This is a genomic window from Frankia sp. ACN1ag (genome assembly GCF_001414035.1).
In the GTDB taxonomy this organism is placed as follows: Bacteria; Actinomycetota; Actinomycetes; order Frankiales; family Frankiaceae; genus Frankia; species Frankia torreyi.
This window is the reverse complement of sequence record NZ_LJPA01000045.1, coordinates 1-26537: the sequence shown is the minus strand read 5'-3', so window position 1 is coordinate 26537 and position 26537 is coordinate 1. Positions and strand designations below refer to the sequence as shown.

At 72.5% G+C, this 26537-nt stretch carries 16 protein-coding genes and 2 pseudogenes; 7 read left to right on the top strand and 11 right to left on the bottom strand.

Annotated features, from left to right (window positions below; translation table 11 throughout):
* Nucleotides 1-128: 128 nt before the first annotated feature.
* Nucleotides 129-4337 (bottom strand): GGDEF domain-containing protein, encoded by a 4209-nt coding sequence (locus UK82_RS27380; RefSeq protein ID WP_236706513.1) that lies wholly within the window; start codon nt 4335-4337, stop codon nt 129-131.
* A gap of 967 nt (nt 4338-5304) precedes the next feature.
* On the opposite strand from UK82_RS27380, the gene UK82_RS27375 reads away from it, so the two are divergent.
* Nucleotides 5305-7047: an isovaleryl-CoA dehydrogenase gene (locus UK82_RS27375; protein WP_044886570.1), complete on the top strand. Its 1743-nt coding sequence runs from the start codon at nt 5305-5307 to the stop codon at nt 7045-7047.
* A gap of 476 nt (nt 7048-7523) precedes the next feature.
* On the opposite strand, the gene UK82_RS33825 is transcribed toward UK82_RS27375, so the two are convergent.
* Entirely contained in the window at nt 7524-7814 is a 291-nt protein-coding gene (locus UK82_RS33825) for a hypothetical protein (RefSeq protein WP_055410193.1), read from the bottom strand.
* A 1553-nt stretch (nt 7815-9367) separates the two neighbouring features.
* Here UK82_RS33825 and UK82_RS34490 point away from each other — a divergent pair.
* Nucleotides 9368-10294: pseudogene (locus tag UK82_RS34490) on the top strand (hypothetical protein); the annotation flags it as partial.
* A gap of 25 nt (nt 10295-10319) precedes the next feature.
* Here UK82_RS34490 and UK82_RS27360 read toward each other — a convergent pair.
* From UK82_RS27360 to UK82_RS27335, 6 genes are all read right to left on the bottom strand, one after another.
* Nucleotides 10320-10871: an NADPH-dependent FMN reductase gene (locus UK82_RS27360; protein WP_063897588.1), complete on the bottom strand. Its 552-nt coding sequence runs from the start codon at nt 10869-10871 to the stop codon at nt 10320-10322.
* 348 nt (nt 10872-11219) lie between these two features.
* Nucleotides 11220-11429 carry a hypothetical protein gene (locus tag UK82_RS27355; protein ID WP_011602017.1) on the bottom strand — a complete coding sequence of 70 codons (210 nt, stop codon included), beginning with the start codon at nt 11427-11429 and terminating at the stop codon, nt 11220-11222.
* 110 nt (nt 11430-11539) lie between these two features.
* Complete coding sequence (locus UK82_RS27350) at nt 11540-12613, bottom strand: carbohydrate kinase family protein (RefSeq protein ID WP_161849176.1); 1074 nt, start codon at nt 12611-12613, stop codon at nt 11540-11542.
* A gap of 494 nt (nt 12614-13107) precedes the next feature.
* Nucleotides 13108-14100 (bottom strand): hypothetical protein, encoded by a 993-nt coding sequence (locus UK82_RS27345; protein WP_044886568.1) that lies wholly within the window; start codon nt 14098-14100, stop codon nt 13108-13110.
* Nucleotides 14101-14327: 227 nt separating this feature from the next.
* Complete coding sequence (locus tag UK82_RS27340) at nt 14328-15518, bottom strand: cystathionine gamma-synthase (RefSeq protein ID WP_044886567.1); 1191 nt, start codon at nt 15516-15518, stop codon at nt 14328-14330.
* A gap of 9 nt (nt 15519-15527) precedes the next feature.
* Complete coding sequence (locus UK82_RS27335; protein WP_044886566.1) at nt 15528-16928, bottom strand: cystathionine beta-synthase; 1401 nt, start codon at nt 16926-16928, stop codon at nt 15528-15530.
* 324 nt (nt 16929-17252) lie between these two features.
* Here UK82_RS27335 and UK82_RS27330 point away from each other — a divergent pair, with 324 nt between their 5' ends.
* Complete coding sequence (locus UK82_RS27330; protein WP_044886565.1) at nt 17253-17642, top strand: YccF domain-containing protein; 390 nt, start codon at nt 17253-17255, stop codon at nt 17640-17642.
* A 120-nt stretch (nt 17643-17762) separates the two neighbouring features.
* Here UK82_RS27330 and UK82_RS27325 read toward each other — a convergent pair whose 3' ends face one another.
* Complete coding sequence (locus UK82_RS27325; protein ID WP_044886564.1) at nt 17763-18179, bottom strand: ferritin-like domain-containing protein; 417 nt, start codon at nt 18177-18179, stop codon at nt 17763-17765.
* A gap of 165 nt (nt 18180-18344) precedes the next feature.
* Nucleotides 18345-19139 (bottom strand): hypothetical protein, encoded by a 795-nt coding sequence (locus UK82_RS27320; protein ID WP_236706512.1) that lies wholly within the window; start codon nt 19137-19139, stop codon nt 18345-18347.
* Between the two features lie 1000 nt (nt 19140-20139).
* On the opposite strand from UK82_RS27320, the gene UK82_RS27315 reads away from it, so the two are divergent.
* Both UK82_RS27315 and UK82_RS27310 read left to right on the top strand, forming a co-directional pair.
* Nucleotides 20140-21873, top strand: a complete 1734-nt coding sequence (locus UK82_RS27315; protein ID WP_044886562.1) for an ABC transporter ATP-binding protein — start codon at nt 20140-20142, stop codon at nt 21871-21873.
* 44 nt (nt 21874-21917) lie between these two features.
* Nucleotides 21918-23837 (top strand): ABC transporter ATP-binding protein, encoded by a 1920-nt coding sequence (locus UK82_RS27310; RefSeq protein WP_044886595.1) that lies wholly within the window; start codon nt 21918-21920, stop codon nt 23835-23837.
* 77 nt (nt 23838-23914) lie between these two features.
* Here UK82_RS27310 and UK82_RS27305 read toward each other — a convergent pair whose 3' ends face one another.
* Nucleotides 23915-24358, bottom strand: coding sequence for an SRPBCC domain-containing protein (locus tag UK82_RS27305; protein ID WP_052681231.1), 444 nt, complete (start codon nt 24356-24358; stop codon nt 23915-23917).
* A 225-nt stretch (nt 24359-24583) separates the two neighbouring features.
* Between UK82_RS27305 and UK82_RS27300 the strand changes: the two genes are divergently transcribed.
* Together UK82_RS27300 and UK82_RS27295 are read left to right on the top strand one after the other, a co-directional pair.
* Nucleotides 24584-26182 (top strand): protease pro-enzyme activation domain-containing protein, encoded by a 1599-nt coding sequence (locus tag UK82_RS27300; RefSeq protein WP_083507396.1) that lies wholly within the window; start codon nt 24584-24586, stop codon nt 26180-26182.
* A 135-nt stretch (nt 26183-26317) separates the two neighbouring features.
* A pseudogene (locus UK82_RS27295) lies at nt 26318-26537 on the top strand (IS1634 family transposase); the annotation flags it as partial.

Below are 26537 nucleotides of genomic sequence, written 5' to 3'. Positions count from 1 at the left end.
CCGGGCCTGTCCATCGTGGCAGAGCCGGGCCGCGGCCGGGGGCCGGACGGCCGGGTACCGCCCAGACCTGGGCACGGGGCCGATTCGTGGTCGGTCGATTCGTGGTCGGCCGATCAGTGGTCGGCCGATCAGTGGGTGGCAGGGAACATCTCCCGCTGGGCCCGGGCGGCGCGCTTCGCCGCGTACATGTCTGCGTCGGCGTGGCGGACGACGAGGTCGGGATCGCGCGGTTCGGCCCCGCCACCGACGGCGCGCGAGGACGCCAGCCCCACGGTCGCCCCGACGACGATGGCGTGGCCGGCCGAGAGGATCGGGGCCGCGACGGTCTCGCGTACCCGCTGGGCGATGTGCCGCAGGGCATCGGCGTCGACGTCGGGCAGCACCATGACGAACTCGTCGCCGCCGAGACGGAACACCGTGCCGTCCGGCGGTTGGGCCCGCAGCACCTCGGTCAGCCGGGCCGCGATGATGCGCAGCACGTCGTCGCCCGTCTGGTGGCCGAAGGTGTCGTTCACGGGCTTGAAGCGGTCGAGGTCGACGAGCAGGATCGCGAAGGGCGACCGCTGCTCGGTGAGGTGGTCGAGCAGCTCGGTGAGTGCTACCCGGTTCGCCAGTCCCGTCAACGGGTCGCGGGTCGCCCGTTGCCGCAGTTGCTCCTGGAGCTGGCGCCGCTCCCCGACCTCGTGGCAGGTCAGCAGCAGGCCGCCATCCAGGTAGCCCGGCCCGGAGGCGGCCCGCCAGGCGGTGGCCTCGATGTCGAACCACCGGTACCCCCCGTCGGCCGTGCACAGTCGGACGTCCAGCAACGACGCCGGGTTACCTCGAAGCCGTTCGTCGAGGAAGCCCCGCATCCAGTCCCGGTCCTCGGGATGGACGAGCTCGAGCAGGGGCAGCCCGATCCTGGTCTGGACCGGGTAACCCAGCAGGCTCTCGATCGCGGAGCTGATGAATGTCGGGGAACCGGCACGGTTGAGGTTGATGATGATGTCGTGCGACTCGTGCAGCAGGGTCTGCAGCCGCGCGCCGTCGCGCCGAATCGCCTGGTCCTCCCGCAGGATCGCGCGCATCAGCCCCGCCACGGTGACGACGACGATCGCGACGAGCAGCAGGTCGCTGAGGGCATGGTTGGGCCGCGGCCCCTCCGCCGCTCCTCGGCCGTCGCGCCGCACGACGAGGTACGCCGGCATGGGACTCGCGGGGATCCTGGTGGCCACCGCGACGCGACCGCCGCCGCGGCTGTCCCGCACCGTCACGCGCCGGCTGTGCCCGGGCGTGATCGGGCGCAGCTCGCCGGGGTCGACGACGGTCCGTCCGACCGTGGCGGCGTCGTTCGACATCGCCACCCGGCCGTGCTCGTCGACGACACTGATCGTCATGCCGAGGTCCAGGGCGGCCGCGCCGGCGGCCGCCGCGGTTGTTCCCCGCCCGAGGGTGCGGGCCATCTCCGCAGCCGGCGACCCGTGCAGCGTCCGGCCCAGCACCAGGAACGCGGCGCTGCGACCGGCGCGCCGGACGGGCACGATGCTGTAGATCCGGGCCCCGCCGGCCTCGTCGAGGACCGGGAAGCTCAGTCCGCCGTCGCGGACGGACGCCCAGATCCGGCTGTGCGCCGGGAACGGCACCGCCGCCCCGGGCGGCTGGACCGCCCGGGGGTGGCCGTCGAGGTCGACGAGGGCGAGCAGGGTGCCCGGCATGGACAGGCTCGGCCCGGCGACGGCGGCCAGCGTCCGGGCGTCGGCCGTGGGGTCCGTCAGCGACCAGGGCAGCCGGGAGACCGGGTCGATGAGATGCCGGGGCCGGCTCAGGTCGGCCGCGAACCCGGCGAGGCGGAGGGAGAGGGCATCGCTGTCGGCCACCCGCTGGGCCTCGGCTCGCCGCCGGTTGGCGTTCTCGATCTCCAGGGTGACCATGGTGGTGGTCAGGATCACCGCGCCCAGGACCAGCAGCGGGAACGCCCGGGAAAGGTGGGCGCGGACGTTGGTCCGCCGCTGCCGGGACAGCCGCCCCGGGTTCAACCGACCCCGCGGCCCGAGCTGGGACGCCGCCGCCGCGCCGTCGGCCATCTCCCCGGGCTCGGTTCCGGGGCGGGGTCCGGCCGGCTCGGCCGGGACCGGGGCCACGGCGGACGCCGGCCCCGCCGGCGCGGGATCGAGGTCGTCCGCGGTGCCGTCGAGGAGCTCGACCACGAGCGGCTCGGAGATCGCGAACTCCGCGGCGTCCGCCCCGACCAGTCCGGGCTCTTCGATGGCCCCGGGCTCTTCGATGGCCCCGGGCTCTTCGATGGCCCCGGGCTCTTCGACGGCCCCGGGCTCTTCGACGGCCCCGGGCTCTCCGACCGAGCCGGGCGGGCCCGGTAGCGCCACCGCATATCGCCCAGGGCCGACCTGCTTCGCCCGGTACATCGCCTGATCGGCAGCCCACAGCAGCCGCTCGGGTCGGCACGGGCCGGCACCCGCCAGGGCCAGCCCCACGCTCGCGCCGACCCGCACCTCGTCCCCGTCGACGAGGATCGGCTGACCCACCGCCCGGATGATCCGGGCGGCGACCGCCCGGGCGGCGGACTCGTCGGTGTCGCGTAGCAGGATGCCGAACTCGTCGCCGCCGAAGCGTCCACCGGCGTCCGTCGGGCCGAGCTCGGAACGTAGCCGCATGCCCACCGTCTGCAGCACCTGGTCGCCGGCGGCATGCCCGAAGGTGTCGTTGACCTGCTTGAACCGGTCGAGGTCGACGAACAGGACCGCGATCGAACCGGCCGGGCGTGCGGACGCGGCAGAGGCGGCGGACGCGGCAGAGGCGGCGGACGCGGCAGAGGCGGCGGACGCGGCAGAGGCGGCGGACGCGGCAGAGGTGGCGGACGCGGCAGAGGTGGCGGACGCGGCAGAGGTGGCAGATGGAGCAGAGGTGGCAGATGGAGCAGAGGTGGCAGAACCTGCGGTGGCGGTGGCGAGCTCCTCCTCGAAGGTCGACCGGTTGAGCAGCCCGGTCAGCACGTCGTGGCCGGCCTGGTAGCCGAGCTGGTCGAGCAGCCGCTTGCGTCTGCCGACGGCGTGGCAGGTGATGAGGACCTCGGGCGCGCCGGCGCGCTGCGGTAGCCGGCGCGCGGCGACGTCGAACCAGCGGTCGGTGCCGGCGGCCCGGGTGAGCCGGACGTCGAGCAGTGATCCCGCGGTCGGATTCTCGACCAGGCGCAGCAACCGTGCGGCATCGTCGGGATGGGCCAGTTCGGTCACCAGCCGTCCCAACCAGGGTTCGTCCGGGTGGCCGAGCAGGGGGACGATGGCCGGGCTGACGAAGGTGAGCCGGCCGGCCGGGTCGGTGACGAGGACGATGTCGTGCGCCGCCGCGAACAGCGCCCGCAGCCCCGTCCGGCTTCGCTGGGCGGCGGCCTCGCGCAGCAGCCCGAGGAAGACGATGCACAGCACGCCGGTCAGTGCGACCGCCAGCAGCGTCAGGTTGCGCCGGTCGCCTCTGGCCCGCAGGTCGGCGTAGAGCGACTCGGTGGGCTGTTGGAAGTAGGTGAGATACCCGGTCGCCGGCTGCGGCGCGGTGATGTGGATGATCGTCCCGCCGGGGCCGGATGTGCGCCAGATCCGCGGACCGCCGCCGGGGGCATGGGAGGGGCGCAGCTCCGCGGCCGACAGGATCCGCCGGCCGGGCAGCGCCGAGTCGGTGGAGGCGATCGGGACGCCGTTCTGGTCGATCGTCGACACACTGCCGCTGCCGGCTCCGAGCATGGTCGCGATGCCGCTCGAGAGCCGAAGGTTGATCTCCTGGGTGGAGACGGCCACCAGGACGGCCCAGGGCTGCGGCGATCCGATCGGCACCACGGTGGCGCGGACCGGCGCGCCTGCGAGCGTGAAGACGGGGGAGACGGCGCCCCGGCCGGCCCACGCCGACGACAGGGCCGGGCCGAGGTCGCGGGGGGCCACGGCGCTGCCCCACGGGTACGCGGCGGTGACGGTGCTGGCCCGGTCGAGCAGGGCCAGCAGCCGGGCGACGTCGCCTGACGGTGAGAGCTGCAGGCCGGGGAGGAGACTCGCGTTGGTAGCGCGGTCGTCCGGCCGGAAGGGGACGCGCGCGACCGCGGCCGACAGCCCCGTGGGGGCGTCGGCGTCGGACTCCCACTGCGCGAGGCGTTCGACGAGCCCTGCCCGAGCTGCCAGCCGCGACGCCTCCTCCCGGTGCAGCAGGTTGGCGCCCACATGGAGGGCCAGGGTTCCGAGCACCAGGATGGCCAGCAGGATGGCCAGCGGCGAGAGGAATCGCCGCCGGGGAGCCGGCCTGCGGCGGGCCGGCCTGCGGCGGGCCGGCCTGCGGCGGGCCGCGATCACGGCCATGACGCGGCCGAGTGATCGTCGCCCTCCGATCCGGCCACCTCTGATCATCTTTCGCGCCCCGCCCGACAACGCTGCCCGGACTCGACGGATCTCACCGTGAGTAAACGTATTCTGATTTCCGGGAGACGAATCCTCCCGGTTGTGGGTGAGCATACGAGTATCCGCGCCGCGAGTTTCATCGGCCGCCGCGCATCCGGTATCGGCCGGGCCCGCGCGTGTGCGGCGCGCAGCAATGGGACGCGTGTCCGCGCATGCCGGTCCGCCGGTTCGGATTCTCTGCCGGCGGAATGGTGGATACGGACAGTTGTCTAACAGATACTTTCCGTCGATCACGACGAGAGTTGGTCCTGGTAGCGTCAACCTTGGGTGTTCGACCGTGACGTAAAGTATTGCGCTGGCGGCGAATTGTTGTCGTGATGCTGCCACCGCTCGCGATCGTGCTGGCAGGGTCGCTGTTACTTTCGGTGTTCCTTGGGACTCTCCGTAGCACCCGGGAGGTCTAGCCCGTTCGAGCATCGCACAGCATGATCACAGGATCACGGCGTGCATTGAGCCTCCGTCGAGGATCCTTTCGGGCCCGACGCCCTCGCTCCGCGGCGGGCCCGTGCAGGCGGCCCCGTGCCGGCGGGCGGGTGCCCTGGTCCGCCCGCCCCGTGCGGGCGACGCCGGAGTGGATCGCCCGCCCGCCCGCGTCCGTTCCCGGTGCTTCGATCCATCGCGGTCCGGCCGTCCTGTAAATGCGCGATCCGGCCTCCGAAGATGGGCCGCGAATTGTCCGGAAGGCGGTTATATCCCGCCGGGAGGGCGGTTTCTCTGGTGGCCGTCGGGTGGCGGCAGCCAATATGTTGTTCTCGTTTACGGGATCGGGTAGACCCGCCGCCGGAGGGCGTGCCGGCCGCCGGGTCTCCCGTCGCCGCTCTCCCGCCGCCGAGGGGGCCCGCAGCGGTGTGCGAGATGAGGAGTGGCGATGAGCTCGTCGATCGAGGCGCAGCGGCCCACCGTGGCCCCGCGGTCGTCTCCCGGCCGGACGCATGAGGTGACGAACCAGCCGCCGCCGCTGGTCGGCCACGACGCGTCCGCGGATCCGGCGCTGCTGGCGGCGCTGGTCCGGGAGGGCGCCGGCTGGCACGCGGACGCCCTGCGCCGCCTGGGCCGGCTGGCGGGCACCGAACAGGCTCGGCGGTGGGCGGAGGAGGCCGACCGGTTCCCGCCCGAGCTGCGCACGCACGACCGCTACGGCAACCGCGTCGACGAGGTCGACTTCCACCCGTCCTGGCACGCGTTGCTCGAGGTGGCCGTGCGGGAGGGGCTGACCGGGGCGCCATGGACGGACCCGCGCCCGGGCGCGCACGTCGCGCGGGCGGCGAACATCCTCGTCTGGGGCACCGTCGAGCAGGGCCACCTGTGCCCCGTGTCGATGACCTACGCTGCGGTCCCGGCGCTGCGGGCCGCGCCCGATCTCGCGGCCAGATACGAGCCGTTGCTCGCCAGCCGGATCTACGACCCGGGGCTGCGTCCGCCGGAGGGTAAGGCGGGGCTGCTCGCGGGCATGGGCATGACCGAGAAGCAGGGCGGCTCCGACGTCCGGGCGAACACGACGACGGCGACGCCGGCCGTCGATGGCACCTACCGGCTACGGGGCCACAAGTGGTTCACCAGCGCGCCGATGAACGACGTCTTTCTGGTCCTGGCGCAGGCGCCCGGCGGATTGTCCTGTTTCTGGGTTCCGCGGGTGCTTCCCGATGGCAGCCGTAACACGTTTCGCATTCAACGACTGAAGGACAAGCTCGGCAACCGCAGCAATGCCAGCAGCGAACCGGAGTTCGACGACACCGTCGCCTGGCTGGTCGGTGCGGAGGGGCGTGGGGTTCGCGTCATCATCGAAATGGTGGCCATGACCCGGCTCGACGCCAGCCTCGGGTCCGCGGCCGGGATGCGGGCCGCGGTCACGGCGGCCGCGCATCACGTGCGCCACCGGCGGGCCTTCGGAACCCGGCTGATCGACGCCCCGCTGATGCGCAATGTGCTGGCCGATCTGGCCTTGGAATCCGAGGCGGCGACCACCTTGGTGTTGCGGGTCGCGGGAGCCGTCGACCGGGCGGCTCGCGGCGACCGCGACGAACAGGCGTTCAAACGCCTCGCGACGGCCGTGACGAAGTACTGGGTGTGCAAGCGGGCGCCGGGCGTGGCCGCGGAGGCCCTCGAATGCCTCGGCGGAAACGGCTACGTGGAGGAGTCGGGCATGCCTCGGCTCTACCGGGAGGCGCCCCTCAACGGGATCTGGGAGGGCTCCGGCAACGTCAATGCGCTCGACGTGCTCCGGGCGTTCGACCGTGAACCGGACGGCCTCGACGCGCTGTCCGTGCAGATCGAGGCGGCCCGCGGCGCGGACGCCCGGCTCGATCGGGCCTGGGACCGGCTGCGCGCGGAATTGCCGAGAGCGGCGGCCGATCCCTTCGCCGCGCGCCGTGTGGTCGAGCGGTTGGCGCTCGTTATGCAGGGTTCTCTGCTTGTTCGGCATGCGCCGCCCGCCGTTGCGGATGCGTTCTGTGCGAGCCGGATGGCCGGTGACGGGGGTCTCGCTTTCGGCACGTTGCCGTCGGGGGTTGATGTCGCAGGTATCCTCGACCGGATTGCTTCGGTGGATACCACTACCGATTCGGTCGGTGATATCCGTCACGGGCAGGATGATAGCGGAATCTCTTTGTAATTCCCTTGCGACGAATAGCGATGGATCGCCCCTAGCCTGGTAGGCGACTGCGCCCGGGGGGTTTCCATGATGTACTTCTGCCTGGCGGTTGCCGGGCTGATACTGATTGCAGGAGTTCTCGGTCTGCTCCGCGGACAGGCCGAGTGGGCATGGATCCCCGATCGCCGTCGGGCCGGGATTGTCACCGGCGCCGGATCGGTGGCTCTCGTTGCGTTCGGGCTGCTCGCGACGCACGGCGTCGGGACCGGCGACGGCAGCGATCACGATCCGGCCTCGAACAGCGTCTTCCTGGTCCCGCCCCGGTCCGGCTCGGCCTCGGCCACGCCCGGCCGCGGCGGCCAGCCGGACGCCCGGGTGCAGCCAAACGCCCAGGTGCAGCCGGACGCCCAGGTGCAGCCGGACGCGATGAGGGGTGACAAGGCCTATGCCCAGCCCACCGATGACGTGACGACCGGCCGCGCGCCGGGCGGCTCGAACTACCCGCGGACCACCCCGTCCAGCCGGGCGCGGACCGGAACCCCGGGCCTGGTGGCGGGCGTGCCCCGCGCGCCCGCCGAGCCCCAGCGCGCCGGCGGCGCGAGCGCGCCGCCGCGAGGGACCACCCGCCAGCCCCCGAAGACGGATCGGCCGCCGGCCGCCTCCCCCGCACGCCCCGGAGGCACGGTCGTCCGGACCAGCTCGCCCCCGCGCGGCGGCGGGTCGGGCACCGCACCCTCGACGCCCACCGGGCCCAGGGGCGGCCAGACCCCGACCGGCAACGGCAACACCGCCGGATCCGGCGGTTCCGGTTCCGGTGGTTCCGGGGGCTCCGGAAGCGGTGGTTCCGGTGGTTCCGGTGGTTCCGGTTCGGGCGGATCGGGTGGGTCCGGTGGCTCGGGCGGTTCCGGATCCGGCGGCGGTTCGGGTGGGTCCGACGGGTCCGGCGGTTCGGGTGGGTCCGACGGTTCGGGTGGGTCCGACGGGTCCGGCGGGGCGGGTGAGTCCGAGGGCCCCGGCAAACCCGTGCCGGGCAGACCTACGCCGAGAAGGCCCGTAACGAGCAGACCTGCGCCGAGTAAGCCCGTGAGCAAGCCCGCGCCGAGTAAGCCCGTGAGCAGACCTGCGCCGAGTAAGCCCGTGAGCAAGCCCGCACGGAGTAAGCCTGCACCGAGCAAGCCTGCTGCACCGAGCAAGCCTGCTGCACCGAGTAAGCCCACGACGGGGAGACCTGCAGCAGGACGGCCCGTGACGGCAAAGCCTGCGACGGGCAATTCCGAGGCGGGCAAGCCCGTGACGGAATCCTCCGGCGGGACGCGTCGCCCCACCGCCAGCTCGTCAGTGCCACGCGCCTCGGCGCGTCCCCAGCCGATTCCGCCGAGCAGCAACGGCTCCCCGCCCGGCGGGTTCGATGACGAGACCGACGGTCCGTCCACCACGAGGTCCTCGGGCGGAACCTCCCGTCGCGACGGCAACCGCCCCACCTACACCGCCCGCCCGACGCCCCCACCTGCGCCGACCGACGCGGGGAGCGACGGCGAAAGCGGGTCCGGCTGGTCAGGTGGCGCAAGTGGCGCAGGTGGGTCGGGTGGCGCAGGTGAGTCCGGTGGTGTTGGCGGTGGCTCCGATACAGGCACCGGAGGTTCCTCCGGCGGGGAAATCGGCACGGCCGCCGGCGCATCCGCCGGTTCCGAACGCGCGGGCTTGATCGTGCGACGTTAGGGTGCGTATCTACTTGTGATCAAGGACTGGCGTACGGGAGCACCGTGTTGGCCGGTGCCTGTCTCGGGCCGATCTTCATATCTGTACGTGATCGGTGAGGTACGGCATGCTCGGCCCGAGCCCGACATTGTTGATCATGGTGTTCCGCGGAACCGCATCACGCCGCCGACCCCGGCTCCGACTCCAGCTCCGCCGATCAAGGTGTTCCCTGACCGCGGAACCGCGCCACGCATCCTGCGGCCTGGCGGGTGCGGATCGCGCCGCNTCGCGTCCATAGGACGTCGGCTGGTGCCCCGGCACACCGACACGACGCTCATGGTATCGGTAGTACTACTCTAGGTGAGTTACGGTTCGGGCTCTCGTGGAGACGATGCGACCTGGGGGCCTGATGTCGGTGTTCGCCATGGCCATGGCGCTGCTCGCTGTCGCGGTGATGCTCGTCGGCATCGCCGGCACCCTACGCGGGCGGGTGGGCTGGGCCCGCATCTCCGGCCGGCGTCGCGGGTTGACCGTCGCGGCCAGCGGCTTCACGGTCGCCGTCACCGCCTTCGGCTTCTCCGCCCCCGCCGGTTCGGGCGGGGACGACGTCCGGCTCCAGACGACCAGCGCCACCGACACCCGNCTCGGTCTCGGCCACCAGCCGCAGCGCGACAACCCGCTCTGGCAGCCGGGCGGTGCGCCGGTCTCCCCCCTGCCGACGCTGCCATCGTTCCCCGCGTCGATCTACGGTTCACCCGACACCGCGGGCGGTGCCGCCGTCGCGGACGGCTCCGGACGGGCCGCACCGACGTATCCCGCCTTGTCTCGGGATGGTGCGCCCGACGGGAACGGCCTGGCCGCCGGCGATCCCGCCCGCGTTGGCCGGGGCGGGTACGCCGACCAGGACGAGGACGGGGAGCGCTTCGCCGCGGGCCTGGACGGCGAGTACCCCGGCACGGGCGGGTATTCGGAGGTCGGTGGGTATTCGGGAACGGGCGGGTACGCGGGAACGGGCGGGTATTCGGGAGCCGGCGGGTATCCGGGCGCCGCGGCCTATCCGGTCGGTGTCGGCGCCCCCGCCGGCACCGCGGCGCAGGGAGCCGCGCCGCGCGCCGGGTCTCGGGGCCCGGCCATGACTGGGGGAGCGTCGGCGGCGGGCGCGGGCACCGCATCGAGCGATCCGGCCGGCGTCACCCCGCGCACGCGGGGGCAGGGCCGGCCCACCGCGGGTCCCGGGTCGACATCCGCCGCGAGGTCCGGCTCAGTCTCCGACAGCCCTGCTGTTCTCGACAACCCTGCTGTTCTCGATGGGAGTGGTGTTCCCGATGGGAGTGGTGTTCCCGATGGGCGGGGCGCAGCGGGCTCTCGCGGGGGCTCCGCCGGGAGCGGTGCCGGAGCGCGGCCCGCGGGTCCGGCGGCGTCGGGTGCCGGTCGGGCGTCGGCGCAGCCCGGCGAGGTGATCGGGCCGCTGCCGCAGGTGCGGGTCGACCCCGAGGTCCCGGGAGTCGGTGCGGGCTGCTCCCCGGACGTTTCCGCGTCGCTGGTCATGATCGGCGCCGCAGGGTGCTGATCGACGGCCCGGCCGGGACCGGTGGTCAGGCGGACGGCGCCGCCACCGCGCGTCGGGCCGCGACGAGGGCGCTCACCGCCGGGAGGTTCACCGAGCCCCAGGCGTCGAGCTGCGCGGGGAGCTCGGCGAGCGCCGAGTCGAGAACGAACAGCCCGGTGGTCGGGCAGGCCGCGCCGATCTCGACGAGCACGGGGCGCAGATGCACCTCCACGGCCAGGGCATGCTGCGGCGCGGCGGCCACCTGGACCGGGATGGCCGGCAGGCCGGCGAGCTCACCGCCGCCGATCTGGTCGAGGAGCAGCTTGAGCAGCCCGGTGTAGGTCGCCTTGTAGGTGGGCGTGGCGATGACGAGGACGTCGGCCGCCCGGATGGTGGCCAGAGCCGCCCCGACGGTCGGGTCGCCCCAGCCGAGCAGGCCGGCACCCAGCTCGCCGACCTCGATGACCTCCGCGGACGTCTCGAAGCCGCTCGCGGCCAGCGAGGTGGCGACGCGGCCGGCCACCGCCTCCGCGACCTGCCTGGTCCGGGAGGCCGCCTTCGGGTTCCCCACGACGCTGACGATCCGGCACGGTTCCATCGGGCTGCCTCCCTGTCCGATTGCGGGCCTGCCCGCGAGTCGCTGGAACCGACGGCGGCTGTGCCCGGTGTCGGCCGGCCGCAGTCTATCCGCGATTCATCGGTACACGGCAACAGTCGGGCCTGCATCAACCCGGACAGTTACTCGATGATGGCCGCTTTGTTGCGTCACTCGTGGCGCCCTCGGGCCACCCGGCGGACCGGCCGGATCGGGCCGCGCGGCGGGCATGCCGATCCGGCCCGGGCATCGGTGCCGGGGCCGGATGTGGCGGGGGTGAGGAAATGCCTGGTTTGGTGCTGGTTGAAGGCGGGAAGAGCGCGTCCGCCTCCCTCGAATGCCGCGCGGCGGTCAGCGGGTGTGGAGGGCGAAAGTGTAGAAGATGGCGAGCGGCCACAGCAGGGTCGCGACGAGGGCGGTGAAGAAACTGCTCAACGCGTGGCCGTCCCAGTCCGTGAAGTTCCAGTAGTCCTGGCTCGCGGTGATGACCACTCCAACGATGAGATAGAGAAGCGTACCGAGGCTGATGCTGCTGGTTCGGGTCCCAACCCGGGTGGCCATGACTGCTCCTTCAACGGGGGTGATACCTGACTGTCGCAGGATTACCCGCTATCAGCCCACCTACACGCACCTGTCCGGTTAGGCTTTATGCCGGAATACCCCTTCGGGGGTCAGGGGAGCGGGCCGGCCGGCGCCCGTCCGGGCGGACCGGCGAGGCGGGGCAGCGCATCGAGCGCGCCCCGGTGGCGGACCGTCCAGGTCGCCGCGGCGAGGCCCGCCTCGACGGCGGCCTCGACGAGGCCGGGTGGCCGGGTGGCCGAGGCGGGCGCGCGGGGCTGGGTTGCGTCGGCGTCGGTGTCCGCGGCGTCGGTGTCCGCGGCGTCGGTGTCCGTGGAGCGGGCGTCGGTGTCCGCGGCGTCGCCGGCGAACAGGACGTGGGTGAGCGCGGCGGTGAACGCGTCCGAGGCGGCGGTGGTGTCGACGACGGTCGTCGGATGGGCCGGGCGGGCCCATCCCCGGGTGCCGTCCCACACGGCGACCCCGTGTTCCGCCCGGGTGACGCACACCAGCGGCGTCGCGAACCGACGGCCGAACGCGGCCGCCAGCTCCGCCCCTGGGCCGGTGGCCGCCGGATCGCCGGCCGCTGCCAGCAGCAGCCTGGCCTCCTGCTCGTTCGGGGTGACGGCACTCACCCGGTCCCAGGGCAGGTCGACGAGGGCAGCCGCGGCGGACCGCTCGGGCGGCGCGGGATGGACGACCAGCGCCGTGCCGGCCGCCAGGGCGTGGTCGATGGCCGCCCGCACGGTCGCGGGCGGCGGGTCGAAGGTCACGATGACCGCGCGGGCGGAGCGGATGGCCTCCCGGGCGGGGGCCAGGTCGCCGGGGGTGAGCTCGACCGCCTCCGCCCAGCGGCAGAGGAACGCGGTGCGGCCGTCCGGGTGGGCGAGCACCACGCAGACCGGTGTCGCCGCGGCGGGACGGACCGCCATCATGGTCGGGTCGACCCCCTCGGCCCGCAGCGCCGCGAGCAGCTCACGGCCGGTCGTGTCCCCGCCGACGACGCCGACGGCGCGGACCGGCACGCCGCGGCGGGCGAGCGCCACCGCCTGGTTCAGGCCCTTGCCGCCCGGCCGGGTCCGCACGGCGTCGACCCGAAGATCGTCCCCCCAGGCCGGCAGCGTGTCCGTGGTGACGATGCAGTCGAGGCAGAACCCGCCGACGACCACCACGCCCGTCCCGCTCACCGGGCTCACGTTAGCCGGCCGGCCCCGGCTACGGCGTGCAGATGCCGTGCAGTCGGTGCGAAAGCCCCCGGGAGTAGAGGCTACTCAGACCGCGGATGAGCCCGGCGTCCCGAGCTGGGGTGTAACCCGGGTGTGGGCTGGTACGGCCTTCTTCGTGGCCCTCTCCTGTCCCGGTCGGACCCTTTTGTGAGTATGCGCAGGACCGCTCGGAACTTTTGTCGTGCCCCGACCTGCACGTCATTGTCGGCCACCCGATAACGTACCGCCGTGCCTATTCCCTATCTCGTCGCCGCGCGGGCGACCCCGCCACCGTTGCCGATCGTCCCGAACATTGCACCATCAAAATCCGTGCACCTCGGTCCGTCGAACGTCATGCTTCATTCCGACATATTTCCGTTCCTGGTCGTTCTGGTCGTCGTCCTGGCCGGCCTGGTCGTCGCCCGTGGACTGCGAACCGGCCTGGCCCGGCGGCGGCCCGGTCGGCCCGTCGGCGGTCAGACCGGCGACCATTCCGCTGCCTGCGCGACCAGTCCGGACCAGTCCGCTCCCTGGCCTCTGGCCCGCTTCGCGAGCGAAAGAATTCCGTTCGACAACCAACTGCTCGGCCGGACCGCCGAGGCGGCCAGCGCCCTCGTCGCCAGAATCTCCGCCTCGTCCAGATCGCGTGACCGCATCGCCGCCGACGCCTGGTAGAGGCACACGGCGGCGAGCGCGCCGGACGCCCGGGAGCGGCCGAACAGATCGGCGGCCTCACCCAGCCGCTGTTGGCCCTCGTCCACAGCGCCCGCGGCGACAAGCGCCGCACCCCCGAATGTCGGCAGATAACCCGGATGAATGCCGTCGAGGCTGTAGCCCAACGAACCCTGAGGCAGCTTCGCGGCGATGGAGTCCGCCGAGCGCAGCACGGCCACGATGCCGTCCGTCGGCATGTGCCGGGCGGCCATGATGTGCGCCTCAGTGGTGATCGCGAGGATCGCGGTGTGCGCGTGCGGCGCCGCGGCCCGGGCAGTCCGGGCGAGCCGCAGGCCGTCGGAGGTGCTCTCGAAGGAGTAGGCCGCCAGTTCGGCCAGCACGACTCCGGCGTGGGCGGCGGTGGTGGTGTCCCCGACGTGTTTCGCGAGGACCAGCGCCGCCCGCGCCGCGATCGTCGCCCGGCTCGGTTGTCCGCTGTCGCCCTGGGCCACCGAGGTCATCAGGAGGATCCGGCCGTGCGCCCGCAGCCAGTCCTGGCGCAGGGCCGAGCCCAGCCGCCAGCGCCCGATGGTGCGGGCGTGGTGCTCGAGGGTGCCGAGCCGTTCGACGAGCTCCGCCGGCGGGGTGGTCTCCCAGCGGCGGGCGAGGGTCTCCAGCGTGGACTCGACCCGCTCCAGGGCCCCCCGGCTGTCCGCCGCCGAGGAGCTCATGTCGGCCGCACCGACACCGATGAGTGCACCGACGACGAGCGCGCTCGAGGTGACGAGCGTCCGGCGGTCCGTCGAGGCGTCCATGCGGCACTCCTGACGGTCGCGACCTGGCGGACCCGGCACGTGTACGGCATACCTGCACGTGCAGCCATGATGTTCTCCGCCCGAGGATCTCAACTCAGTAAGCCAACGATAACCGTTTAAGGTTCGCTATGTCGGCTCGGCGCTCACTTCGGGACTTTCGTCAGCCGTTTTCCCCCACCGTGGTGCTGTTGTGCACCGGATTTGCCGCCCGCCTGCCCGCGGTGGAGCTAAGTGGAACGGGCCGAAAGTCCGTCCAGGGCCTGCCGCAGATCGGCCGCGAGGTCGTCGGCCGATTCGATGCCGACCGAGAGCCGCACGAGCTCCGCCGGCACGGCGAGCGGCGAGTCCACGACCGACGCATGGGTCATGCTGGCCGGATGCTCGATCAGGGATTCCACCCCGCCGAGTGACTCGGCAAGTGTGAACAGTCGAGTCCGCCCGCACAGCTCGACCGCAGCCCGCTGGCCGTCCCGCAGCGTGAACGAGACCATCCCGCCGAAGTCGCGCATCTGTTTGGCGGCGATGCCGTGCCCGATATGACCGGGCAGGCCCGGGTAGTACACCGTGGCGACGGCCGGATGCGCCGCCAGCAGGGTGGCGATAAGGCGGGCGTTGGCGCAGTGCCGGTCCATCCGCACGGGAAGCGTCTTGATGCCGCGCAGTACGAGCCAGCAGTCGAACGGTCCGGGGACGGCGCCGGCCGCGTTCTGGAGGAAACGTAGCCGCGTGCCGAGTTCCGGATCGCTCACCACGATGGCGCCGCCCACGACGTCGCTGTGGCCACCGAGGTACTTCGTGGTGGAGTGCACCACGGCGTCGGCGCCGAGGGCCAGCGGCTGCTGAAGGTAGGGCGAGGCGAACGTGTTGTCCACGGCGAGCAGTGCGCCGGCGTCGTGGGCGAGCGCCGCGAGCGCCGCGATGTCTGCGATCGTCAGCATTGGGTTCGTCGGCGTCTCGCACCACACCAGCCGGGTCACGCCCGGGCGGACCGCGGCCCGGGTCGCCTCCAGATCGGTGAGGTCGACGCTGCTGTGCTCGACGCCCCACTCGCCGAGGACGCGGGCGATCAGCCGATAGGTCCCGCCGTAGGCGTCGGCCGGGATGATCACATGGTCGCCGGGACGGCACACCGTCCGTAGCAGCGTGTCGGTCGCCGCCATGCCGGCGGAGAAGGCGAGGCCCACGCGGCCGCCTTCCAGCGCGGCGAGGCAGGTTTCCAGGGCCGTGCGGGTCGGGTTCCCGGAGCGGGCGTACTCGTAGCCGCCGCGTAGGCCGCCCACCCCGTCCTGGGCGAACGTCGAGGAGAGGTGGATCGGGGGGGCCACCGCGCCGGTGCCCGGATCGGGCTCCTGACCGGCGTGGATCGCGATCGTCTCGAACCCGTCGGCGAACCCGTCGGCGAACTCGTCGGTGTTCATGACGCCACGCTACGGCGCCACGGCCAGGAAACTGAGCAGGTCGGCGCGAGTGAGGATGCCGACCGGGCTGCCCTCGTCGTGCACCAGGACCGCCGGGTCGTCGCCGAGGACCGCGACGATCCTGGACAGCGGCTCGCCGACCCCCACCATCGGCAGCGGCGGGGACAGGTGATCGCTCACGGGAGAGTCGACGGCGGACCGGTCGGCGAAGACCGCGGCGAGCAGGTGACGCTCGATCACCGAGCCCGCCACCTCGGCCGCGCGCAGCGGCGGCTCGTGACGAACCACCGGCATCTGCGAGACGTTGTACTCGCGCAGGTAGGAGATGGCCGCGCCGACCGTCTCGTCCGGATGGACGTGCACCAGGTCGGGCGGGCCGCCGGCCTGCCCGCTCCGGTGGCTCTGCTCGCTTTTGTACCGCAGGGCGTCGGCGACGGTCGGGCCGTTCGACGGCGGCTCCAGAAAGCCGTACTCGTACATCCACTCGTCGTTGAAGATCTTCGACAGGTAGCCGCGGCCCGAGTCGGGGAGCAGGACGACGACGAGGTCGTCGGGGCCGAGACCGGCGGCGACGCGCAGGGCCGCCACCACGGCCAGCCCGCAGGACCCGCCGACCAGCAGCCCGCACCGCCGGGCGAGCTCCCGGGTCATCAGGAACGAGTCGCGGTCGCTGACCGCCTCCACCCGGTCGACGACCGTCTTGTCGTAGGTCGTCGGCCAGATGTCCTCGCCGACCCCCTCGACCAGGTAGGGCCGCCCGCTGCCGCCGGAGTAGACCGACCCCTCCGGATCCGCACCGATGATCTGCACGGCGCCGCCGGACACCTCCTTGAGGTAGCGCCCCACGCCGCTGATCGTGCCCCCCGTGCCGATCCCGGCGACGAAGTGCGTGACGCGGCCGTCGGTCGCCCGCCAGATCTCCGGCCCGGTGGTGGCCTGGTGCGCGGCCGGGTTGTGGGGGTTGGAGTACTGGTCCGGGCTCCACCCCCCCGGGGTCTCCCGGACCAGTCGACGGGCCACCTCGTAGTAGGAGCGGGGATCGTCGGGAGACACCGCCGTCGGGCAGACGACGACCTCCGCGCCGTACGCGCGCAGGACCGCCCGTTTCTCCTCGCTGATCTTGTCCGGCATCGTGAACACGCACCGGTAGCCCCGCCGCGCCGCCACCAGCGCCAGACCGACCCCGGTGTTACCACTGGTCGGTTCGATGATGGTGCCGCCAGGACGCAACTGACCCGCCTCCTCGGCGGCGGCGACCATCGTCAGCGCCACCCGGTCCTTCACCGAGCCGCCCGGATTGAGATATTCGAGCTTGCCCAGCACCGGCGCCGGGGTCTCGGCGATCCCCGGCGTCAACCGGACCAGGGGCGTGTCACCGACGAGGTCGACGACGTGGTCGTACACCTGCATACCGGTCATCCACCTATCGCTGCGGTCGGGAACGCGGGCCGGTCGTGTGCTGCGCGGGCCGGTCGTGTGTTGCCCGGGCCGGTCGGGCGATGCCCGGACCCTGCCGTGCCCGGGCCACTGCCGTCGACGGTAGCGAGTCGGACCCGCCGCCGCCCGCCACCCGCCGGATCCGCCGGGGTCTGCTGGTGAACTCGTGCCACGTGGGGTAAAGGTCGGCATCCCGTGGGTAAAGTTCCCCAGGCGACATCCGCCCGCGTTGCGGCCGACGCCCGCGGGCCTCGGCGACGACCGGTCCCGATTCCGGGAGAGAGTGCGGGTGGGCGAATGCGTGTCCTGCTCAACGTCATCTGGCTTGTGCTCTGCGGTATCTGGCTGGCCATCGGTTATGCCCTGGCGGCGCTGATCTGCTTCATTCTCATCATCACCATTCCGTTCGGCATCGCGTCGCTGCGGATGGCCAACTACGCGTTGTGGCCGTTCGGTCGGCGGGTCGTCGACCGTCCGGACGCCGGCGGGGCGTCCCTGGTGGGCAACGTTCTGTGGATCATTTTCGCCGGCTGGTGGCTGGCCCTCGGGCATCTCACCACCGGGATCGCGCTGTGTCTGACCGTGATCGGGATTCCACTCGGCCTGGCGAACTTCAAGCTGATCCCGGTGTCGCTGATGCCGCTGGGCAAGGAGATCGTGGACGTGGACAGCCCGGTCCCCGTCTGAGCGGCGCGGCGGGGCGTGGCGGTGGCCCGGCGGCGGGGCGGGGCACCGGGCCGGTGCGTGCGTCGGCCCGGTGCGTGCGTCGGCCCGGTGCCGCCGGCTCGGTCGCCGCGGCCGTCCCGCTCAGCGGCCCAGCGCCGCCTGCAGGTCGCGGACGTGCTCCTGGGTCTGTTCGAGCAGGGGACGTAGCGCCTCGGCGACGTCGGCCAGCCCCAGTTCGTTGGCCTGGCCGAAACGCTCGCGGTAGCGGTCGAGCTGCTCGGACTCCAACCGGAGATCGTCCCGCAGCGCCTCCTGGGCCCCGCTCGACGGGTGGACCTGGGACACCTCGACGGTCGGCGTCCCGCCGAGGAAGGAGATCTGCTCGGCGAGGATCTGGGCGTGGCTGAGCTCCTGCGGCAGGTGCCGCTTGATCTCGTCGGCGACGTTCAGGTACTCGGCGCCCGTGATGACCGCGCCGTGCTGGATGTACTGGACGATCGACTGGTACTCGGAGCTGAGGTCGTCGTTGAGCAGCTTGACGAAGGTCTCCCGATCCATGCCCTGTGGCCTCCCCTGTCTGAAGTACTCCGCCGGGACGACGCGTCCGGGCGGTCTGAGCGGGATGCCCGTTCTCGGGTCGGTCATGCCTCCACGGCACCTCGTGGCCGGTCCGGAACCCCGACGGGTCCGGTCCGGTCCGGGCCGCCGGTAGCCGGCGCACCGTCACCGGCCGCGGCCGCGGCGCTTGCGTTCCGGCCCGGCGAGGATGTCGGGCTCGGCGCCGGACGCCTTGGCGACCCGGCGCCCGCGGGCATTGTCCGCGGCGGCGGCGGCGCGCGTGGCCTCCGGGGCTCGTCGCTGGCGCGCCTCGATCACGGGGGTGGGGCCGGTCGGGGCCGAGTGCAGGGCGTTCTCCGCCGGGTAGGGCAGCGGGCCCGGCGCGCTCCAGCCGGCGGGGCTCGGCTGCTCGGCGACGAGGTCGCTGAACGCGACGATCGGCCGGTCCCGGCGGTGGTGATGACCTCCGCGGTGGCCCTGCCGCCGCTGGATCGGCGCCGTGGCCGGATCCCCGGACTCGGTCGACGCCCCCGGCATCCGCTCGGACTCCTCGGCCGGCCCACGGGTCTGGAACCAGCCGAAGTGCGCGTTCTTCCCGCGGAGCACCGCGTTCTCGGAACGGACGATCACCAGGAGCGCGGTGGCGAAGGCGGCTCGCATGCGGGCCTCGACGAGCTGCCGTTCGAGGTCGGCGACGTAGGCCGGATCGACGGCCCCGTCCGACACCCGGTCGGCGTCCGAGTCGCCCGGCGGCCCGAACGCCTGAAGATGCAGCGGCCGGCACCGCTCGAGCTGCGCCGTCCGCTGCGACTGATCCTCCGGATACAGCAGCTCCACGTAGTTCTCGATGACGTTCCAGTCGATCTGCTTCTCGCCCCGGAACTGGCGGCTGAGATCGCGTGCCCGCGCGCGCCGGATCTTGATGTCCTCGCTGTCGGACCAGACTTTCCGCACCACCATCTCGTAACTCACCCGGTAAGGGTGGTTGAGTTCATGAAGATGGTGCAGCAGCGTGAGCTGACTGCTGTTCTCGAGTTCGGGTCTTGGTCCTCGAGGGCGAGCACCGGAAAGAGTCATCGACAGTCCATCCGATTGTAGTGACGGTGCGCCTGCGAGCGAACTGGCGTCGGCCTCCATTCCCCCTGCGACGTCACTACGGGTCATCGGTGTCCGGTCCCCCGGGGGGCGGCGCCCCGGGCATCGGTCGACGCGCAGCTCGCCCTGACACTATCGGTTCCTTTCCGCCATGGACCGGTGGTTGCGCACCTACGACTACGCGCGCCCATGCTCCGGTGTCAACTGTCCTGGTCCGGTGCTCCCGGGCCGGAATAATATGGCTCGTTGAGCCACTTCGCCGAAATCTGTTGCATCGACAACTCTGCCGGCGGAGTCGGGGGGCATGGGGCGAAGTCGCGTATCGGCGGCCGGCGTCGGACCCGGTGCGCTACCGTCGGGCCTGCCTGCCGTGGGCATGCGGAGGATCCGGCTCCGGCAGCGATCATCATCGCTCTTCCGGGGCGGTTGGGTGGACTCGGGGTATCGCCGGCCGTCAAAGCGGCCCCGGGAAGCACCTTCCGCCCAAGAATTCCGGTCCGGAATGAAATCCGCCCGGCGGCCGGCGGTAATTCGGTGGGCCCTGGTCGCGGCCGGGCGTGGCACGCGGGGCCGGCAGTCGGCCGGCGGGCCGCCGGCCGGTGATCGCGAGGCGGTCGCGCTCGATCGGAAACGCCTTGACCTGACGTTGGGTTGAGGCCGTAAGGTCGCCACGCGTCCATGACGCGTCACCTGCCGTCAGGCGGAGCGTGCGACCGCTGTCCCGTCACCCAGGCACCCGGCGGTGGATCATGGGGGTCGCCGCCCGCCGTGGCCGTCATGACGGTGGGAGGCCTGCTCGGCGTCTCCGTGACGGCTGCGGGACGCCATGGTCTACCGGGTATCGCCGCCGCACGAGAGGGACCGCATGCTCATCCGACTTCTGCGGGCGCATCTGGCCCGCTACCGGCGGCCCATCGCGATCCTCGTGACCCTGCAACTGGTCTCGACGATCGGCATGCTGTACCTGCCGACCCTGAACGCCGACATCATCGATCACGGGGTGGTGGTCGGCGACACGGGTTACATCCTGCGCATCGGCGCACTCATGCTCGGCGTCAGCATCGTGCAGCTCGTCTGCGCGGCCGCGGCGGTCTTCTTCGGCGCGCGCACGGCGATGGCGATCGGGCGGGACCTGCGGGGGGCGGTGTTCGACCGGGTGCAGGCGTTCTCGGCCCGCGAGGTCGGCCGCTTCGGTGCTCCCTCGCTCATCACCCGGGCGACCAACGACGTCCAGCAGGTGCAGATGCTGGTGCTGCTCAGCTTCACGCTGATGGTCTCCGCGCCGATCATGTGCATCGGCGGGATCATCCTCGCGGTGAACCAGGACGCCGGGCTGTCCCTGCTCCTGGTCGTGATCGTCCCGATCCTCGCGGTCATCATCACGCTGATCGTGCGGCGGATGCGCCCGCTCGGACGGGCCATGCAGGAACGTCTGGACACGGTCAACCGGATCCTGCGCGAGCAGATCACGGGGCTGCGGGTCATCCGGGCCTTCGTCCGCGACGACCACGAACGGCAGCGGTTCGGGGTGGCCAACGCCGAGCTGACCGACGTCTCGCTGCGTTTCGGCCGCCTGATGGCACTGATGTTCCCGCTCGTGCTCACGATCGTGAACTTCTCCAGCGTCGCCGTGCTCTGGTTCGGGGCGCACCGCATCGACGCGGGCCACATGCAGATCGGCGCGCTGACCGCGTTCCTCAGCTATCTCATGCAGATCCTCATGTCGGTCATGATGGCGACGTTCATGTTCATGATGATCCCGCGCGCGGAGGTCTGCGCCGAGCGCATCCAGGAGGTCCTGGCGACGGACTCCTCGCTGCGGCCGCCGGACAACCCGGTGCGCGAGCTGCGCGCCCACGGGCTGCTGGAGCTGCGGGGGGTGGGCTTCCACTACCCGGGGGCGGAGGATCCGGTGCTGCGCGGCGTCAGCCTCACCGCCCGCCCCGGCCAGACCACCGCCGTCATCGGCAGCACGGGCAGCGGGAAGACGACCCTGCTCGGCCTCGTCCCGCGGCTCGCCGAGGCGACCGAGGGCGCCGTGGTGGTCGACGGTGTCGACGTGCGCGACATCGATCCCGCCGTGCTCGCGCGCACCGTCGGCGTCGTGCCGCAGCGGCCCTACCTGTTCTCCGGGACCATCGCGTCGAACCTGCGCTACGGCAAGCCCGACGCCACCGACGACGAGCTCTGGCGGGCCCTGGAGACGGCGCAGGCGAAGGAGTTCGTCGAGGCGATGCCGGACGGGCTCGACGCCCCGATCGCGCAGGGCGGCACGAACGTCTCCGGCGGGCAGCGCCAGCGGCTCTGCATCGCCCGGCTGCTGGTCCACCGCCCCGAGATCTACCTGTTCGACGACTCGTTCTCGGCCCTCGACTACGCCACCGACGCCCGCCTGCGCGCGGCACTCGCCCGGGAGACGGCCGACGCCACCGTCGTGATCGTCGCCCAGCGGGTGGCCACCATCCGCGACGCCGACCAGATCGTCGTGCTGGAAGGCGGCGAGGTGGTCGGGGTGGGCACCCATCACCAGCTCATGGCCGACAACCCGACCTACCGCGAGATCGTGCTCTCGCAGCTCACCGAACAGGAGGCGGCGTGAGCGGGACCGCTCCGACCCCGGCACCGCGCCGCGGCCCGGCCCCGATGGCCGGGCCGGCGCGTTTCCTCGGCGGTCAGGGTGCCGCCGAGAAGTCCGCGGACTTCGCCGGTTCGAGCCGGCGGCTGCTGCGCCTGCTGCGGCCACAGCGGCTGCTGCTGACGGTCGCGGTCGGGTTGGCGACGGTGAGCGTCGGGCTCACCGTGACCGGACCCCGGCTGCTCGGCCATGCCACCGACCTGGTGTTCGCGGGGATCTTCAGCCGGCGGCTGCCCGCCGGGACGACGAAGGAGCAGAACGTCGCCGCGCTGCGGGCCGCCGGGCACGGCACCCAGGCCGACCTGCTCGCCTCGCTGGACGTCACCCCCGGCCGCGGGATGGACTTCGGCGCGATCGGCACGGTGCTGCTGTGGGTCGCCATCATCTACGCCCTCGCCGGGATCTGCGGCGTGCTGCAGGCCCGCCTGACCAACCTGGCGATCCAGCGGGTGATCGGCGAGCTGCGCGAGGACGTGCAGCGGAAGATCTCGCGGCTGCCCACCCGCTACTTCGACAGCCAGCCGCGCGGGGAGGTGCTCAGCCGGGTCACCAACGACATCGACAACCTCGGTCAGAGCCTCCAGCAGAGCGTGTCGCAGATCGTCGTCTCGGGGCTGACCATCCTCGGCGTGCTGGCGATGATGTTCTGGATCTCCTGGCTGCTCGCCCTGATCGCGCTGGTGACGGTGCCGCTGTCGGTCGTGGTGGCCACGCGAGTCGGCAAGCTCGCCCAGCCGCAGTTCGTCGCCCAGTGGAAGATCACCGGCCGGCTCAACGCCCACGTCGAGGAGATGTACACCGGGCACACCCTCGTCCGCGCGTTCGGCCGTCAGGAGGAATCGGCGCGGACCTTCCAGGAATACAACGAGCAGCTGTACACCGCCAGTTGGCGGGCCCAGTCCATCTCCGGGTTCATGCAGCCGGCCATGATGTTCATCGGCAACCTCAACTATGTCCTGGTCGCCGTGATCGGCGGGCTTCGGGTGGCCTCGGGGGCGCTGTCGATCGGCGGCGTCCAGGCGTTCATCCAGTACTCGCGCCAGTTCAGCCAGCCGCTGTCGCAGGCCGCCAGCATGGCGAATCTCGTCCAGTCCGGGGTGGCCTCCGCCGAGCGGGTGTTCGACCTGCTGGACACCGCCGAGCAGGAGCCCGACCCGCAGGCGCCGGCACGGCCCGAGCGGCTGCGCGGCCGGGTCACGTTCGAGCACGTCGCGTTCCGCTACAAGCCGGACAAGCCGCTGATCGAGGATCTGTCCCTGATCGCCGAGCCGGGCCACACGATCGCGATCGTGGGCCCCACCGGAGCGGGTAAGACGACGCTGATCAACCTGCTGATGCGCTTCTACGACGTGACCGCGGGGCGGATCACCCTCGACGGCGTCGACATCGCGGCCATGACCCGCGACGAGCTGCGCGCCCAGATCGGCATGGTGCTGCAGGACACCTGGCTGTTCGGCGGCACCATCGCCGAGAACATCGCCTACGGCGCCGAGGGTGTCACCCGTGAGCAGGTCGTGGCGGCGGCCCGGGCCGCCCACGTCGACCGGTTCGTCCGCACCCTGCCGGCCGGTTACGACACGGTGCTCGACGACGAGGGGACCGGTGTCAGCGGCGGCGAGAAGCAGCTCATCACCATCGCCCGCGCGTTCCTGGTCGAACCACTGATCCTGGTCCTCGACGAGGCCACGAGCTCGGTGGACACCCGCACGGAGGTCCTCATCCAGCAGGCGATGTCGACGCTGCGGGCGGGCCGGACCGCCTTCGTCATCGCCCACCGGCTGTCGACCATCCGCGACGCCGACACGATCCTCGTGATGGAGAACGGGGCGATCGTCGAACAGGGCGATCACACCGGCCTGCTCGCCGCGGGCGGCGCGTACGCCCGGCTCTACCAGTCGCAGTTCGCCGAGGCCGCCGTGGAGATCTAGGGCGCGGGAGATCTAGAGCGCGGGAGATCCAGCGCGCGGGAGGACTAGCGCGCGGGAGAAGCGAGCGCGCGGGAGAGCTAGCGCGCGGACGCCGGCAGGCCGGCCCGCGACCGGCAGGTCTCCAGATGCGCCTTGAGGCTGGACAGCGTCGAGGGCCACCCGCTGTAGAGGTCGTGGTCGGCGCCGTCGCGGATCTGGTCGTGCACGACGGTGAGCCGGCAGGCATCGCCCACGGTCTCGATGGCCCAGGTCACGCGGGTGATGCCCGCGTCGCGCACGTCGTCACTCCACAGCGCGACCGTGCGCTGGACCAGCCGCCGGGGCGGTACGACCTCCAGATTGACGCCGGAACCGAGCCGCGCCCCGGTTCCCGGGTGGCGCAGCTCGAAGCCGGAACCGGGGGTCCAGTCCGAGGTCATCCGCGCGCCCAGGTCACGGGTGACGCTCGTGTCGGGCGCCGTGATCGCGGCCCAGAGACGGCACGCCGTGGTGCGGATGTAGATCTCGAACACCTTCTCCATCGGTCTCTCCCGACTGCGTGCGCGCTCGCTGTGCGTAACGGACTGGAGCGGCGTCCGCTCCCATCCTCCGGAGATGGCCGGGCGGCGGCAAGGGGCCGACGGGGGGCACCTTCGGGCCATTCGGGGCCCGATCGGCGGCACGACGGTGTACGGGCCGAAGCAGGGGAATGACGCCTGCGCGCCGAATGTCGGTCTCCGGTCGATTACCGCAGGTCAGGAGGATTCATGGGCCGCCTTCAGGGTTCGTACCGACCATCGTTGGGGACGCCCGTCGGGCCGGTTCCCGACGATCAGCCGATCGACGTCACGGTCGTGCTGCGCCCCGCCACCGCGGACGACTTCCGCGCCGCCCCGGACGACGTCGCCGCGGTGCGCGCGTTCGCCGGGCGGGCCGGGCTGGACGTCGCCGAGGTCGACGAGCCCGCACGCACCGTCCGCCTGCGGGGCCCGGCCGCCCGCGCGCGCACGGCCTTCGACACCCCGTTGGCCCTCTACGACTCCGGCGGTCGGACCATCCGTGGCCGGGAGGGCGACCTCGGCCTGCCCGACGAGCTCGACGACCGGGTCGTGGCCGTGCTCGGCCTGGACGAGCGTCCCGCCGCCCGGCCACGCTTCCAGCCCGCGGCCTCCCCCCGGCAGGGCCTGACCGCCCTGCAGGTCGCGCGGGCCTACGACTTCCCCGCCGCGACCGGCGAGGGCCAGACCATCGCGGTCATCGAGCTCGGCGGCGGGTTCGGCCAGGCCGACCTCGACACCTACTTCGGCGGGCTGGGCCTGCGGACCCCGACGGTGTCCGCCGTCGGCGTGCAGGGCGCCGCCAACGTCCCCGGCGGCGATCCGGACGGCGCCGACGGCGAGGTGCTGCTCGACATCGAGGTCGCCGGGGCCGTCGCCCCCGGCGCCGCCCAGGTGGTCTACTTCGCGCCGAACACCGACGCCGGCTTCCTCGCGGCGATCAACGCGGCCGCCGCCGCCACCCCCCGCCCGGCGGCGATCAGCATTAGCTGGGGCGGCCCCGAGTCGTCCTGGACCGCGCAGGCGATGCGCGCCTACGACCAGGCGTTCGCCGCCGCCCGCGCCGCCGGCATCACCGTCCTCGCGGCCGCCGGGGACGCCGGCGCCGACGACGCCACCGACCGGCTCGTCGCCGACTTTCCGGCCGGCTCGCCAAACGTGATCGCCTGCGGCGGCACGAAGCTGACCATCGACGCCGCCGGCGCCCGGGCCAGCGAGGTGGTGTGGAACGAGGGCGCCGACTCGGCGACCGGCGGCGGCTACTCGGCGACGTTCACCCGGCCGGCCTGGCAGCCCGCCGCCGTCGGCCGCTACCGCGGCCTGCCCGACATCAGCGGCAACGCCGATCCGCAGACGGGCTACCGCATCGTCGTGGACGGCCAGCCGGCGGTCGTCGGCGGCACCTCCGCCGTCGCGCCGCTGCTCGCCGGACTCGTCGCCCGGCTCGCGCAGCTTACCGGCGCCCCCGTCGCGGACCTCGCCGCCGTGGCCTACGCCAATCCCGCCGCGTTCACCGACGTCACCGCCGGCGACAACCAGGGCTACCAGGCGCGCTCCGGGTGGGACCCGGCATCGGGCCTCGGCAGCCCGGTCGGCACGAAGCTGCTCACCGCGGTCGGCGGCCCGACGCCCCCGCCTCCGACGACTCCGCCCCCGCCGCCGACGACCCCGCCGACGCAGGCGGTGGACGCTGCGGACAGGGCGCTGTGGTCCGCCGTCGCCACCTGGGCGGGCGGCACCCACACGGGCGCGAACGCCAGGGCCGCGAAGGCGGTCCGGGCCTGGGCCCAGGCCAAGAGCCTCGCCTGACCTGACTTGGGCCAAGATCTGATCGTCTCGCTGTTCGCGGACGGGTGACCTGCGGGTTTGGTCTGGGNGGCACGCACTAATCGGGGTGGTGGCGGTGGCCTACTCTGTCGGGTTGTGTCTCCCTACGTGCGGACGGTGAAGACCGCGTCTGGTGCGCGGGCGGTGCAGATCGTGCACTCCCAGTACCGGGGATCCCGCGAGATCGAGCACGTCGGGTCGGCGCATACCGACGCTGACCTCGAGCTGCTCAAGGCGGTGGCCCGCCAGCGGCTCGCCGCGGGGCAGGGTGAGCTCGATCTTCGGCTGGCGGGCAGCCCGGCGAACTCCGGCGCCGCGCTGCCGATCACCTCGACGC

Coding starts and splice junctions, on each gene's coding strand:
- UK82_RS27380 (WP_236706513.1), bottom strand. CDS start 4,337: ATGGCCGTGATCGCGGCCCGCCGCAGGCCGGCCCGCCGCAGGCCGGCC.
- UK82_RS27375 (WP_044886570.1), top strand. CDS start 5,305: ATGAGCTCGTCGATCGAGGCGCAGCGGCCCACCGTGGCCCCGCGGTCG.
- UK82_RS27360 (WP_063897588.1), bottom strand. CDS start 10,871: ATGGAACCGTGCCGGATCGTCAGCGTCGTGGGGAACCCGAAGGCGGCC.
- UK82_RS27355 (WP_011602017.1), bottom strand. CDS start 11,429: ATGGCCACCCGGGTTGGGACCCGAACCAGCAGCATCAGCCTCGGTACG.
- UK82_RS27345 (WP_044886568.1), bottom strand. CDS start 14,100: ATGGACGCCTCGACGGACCGCCGGACGCTCGTCACCTCGAGCGCGCTC.
- UK82_RS27340 (WP_044886567.1), bottom strand. CDS start 15,518: ATGAACACCGACGAGTTCGCCGACGGGTTCGCCGACGGGTTCGAGACG.
- UK82_RS27335 (WP_044886566.1), bottom strand. CDS start 16,928: ATGCAGGTGTACGACCACGTCGTCGACCTCGTCGGTGACACGCCCCTG.
- UK82_RS27330 (WP_044886565.1), top strand. CDS start 17,253: ATGCGTGTCCTGCTCAACGTCATCTGGCTTGTGCTCTGCGGTATCTGG.
- UK82_RS27325 (WP_044886564.1), bottom strand. CDS start 18,179: ATGGATCGGGAGACCTTCGTCAAGCTGCTCAACGACGACCTCAGCTCC.
- UK82_RS27320 (WP_236706512.1), bottom strand. CDS start 19,139: ATGGTGGTGCGGAAAGTCTGGTCCGACAGCGAGGACATCAAGATCCGG.
- UK82_RS27315 (WP_044886562.1), top strand. CDS start 20,140: ATGCTCATCCGACTTCTGCGGGCGCATCTGGCCCGCTACCGGCGGCCC.
- UK82_RS27310 (WP_044886595.1), top strand. CDS start 21,918: ATGGCCGGGCCGGCGCGTTTCCTCGGCGGTCAGGGTGCCGCCGAGAAG.
- UK82_RS27305 (WP_052681231.1), bottom strand. CDS start 24,358: ATGGAGAAGGTGTTCGAGATCTACATCCGCACCACGGCGTGCCGTCTC.
- UK82_RS27300 (WP_083507396.1), top strand. CDS start 24,584: ATGGGCCGCCTTCAGGGTTCGTACCGACCATCGTTGGGGACGCCCGTC.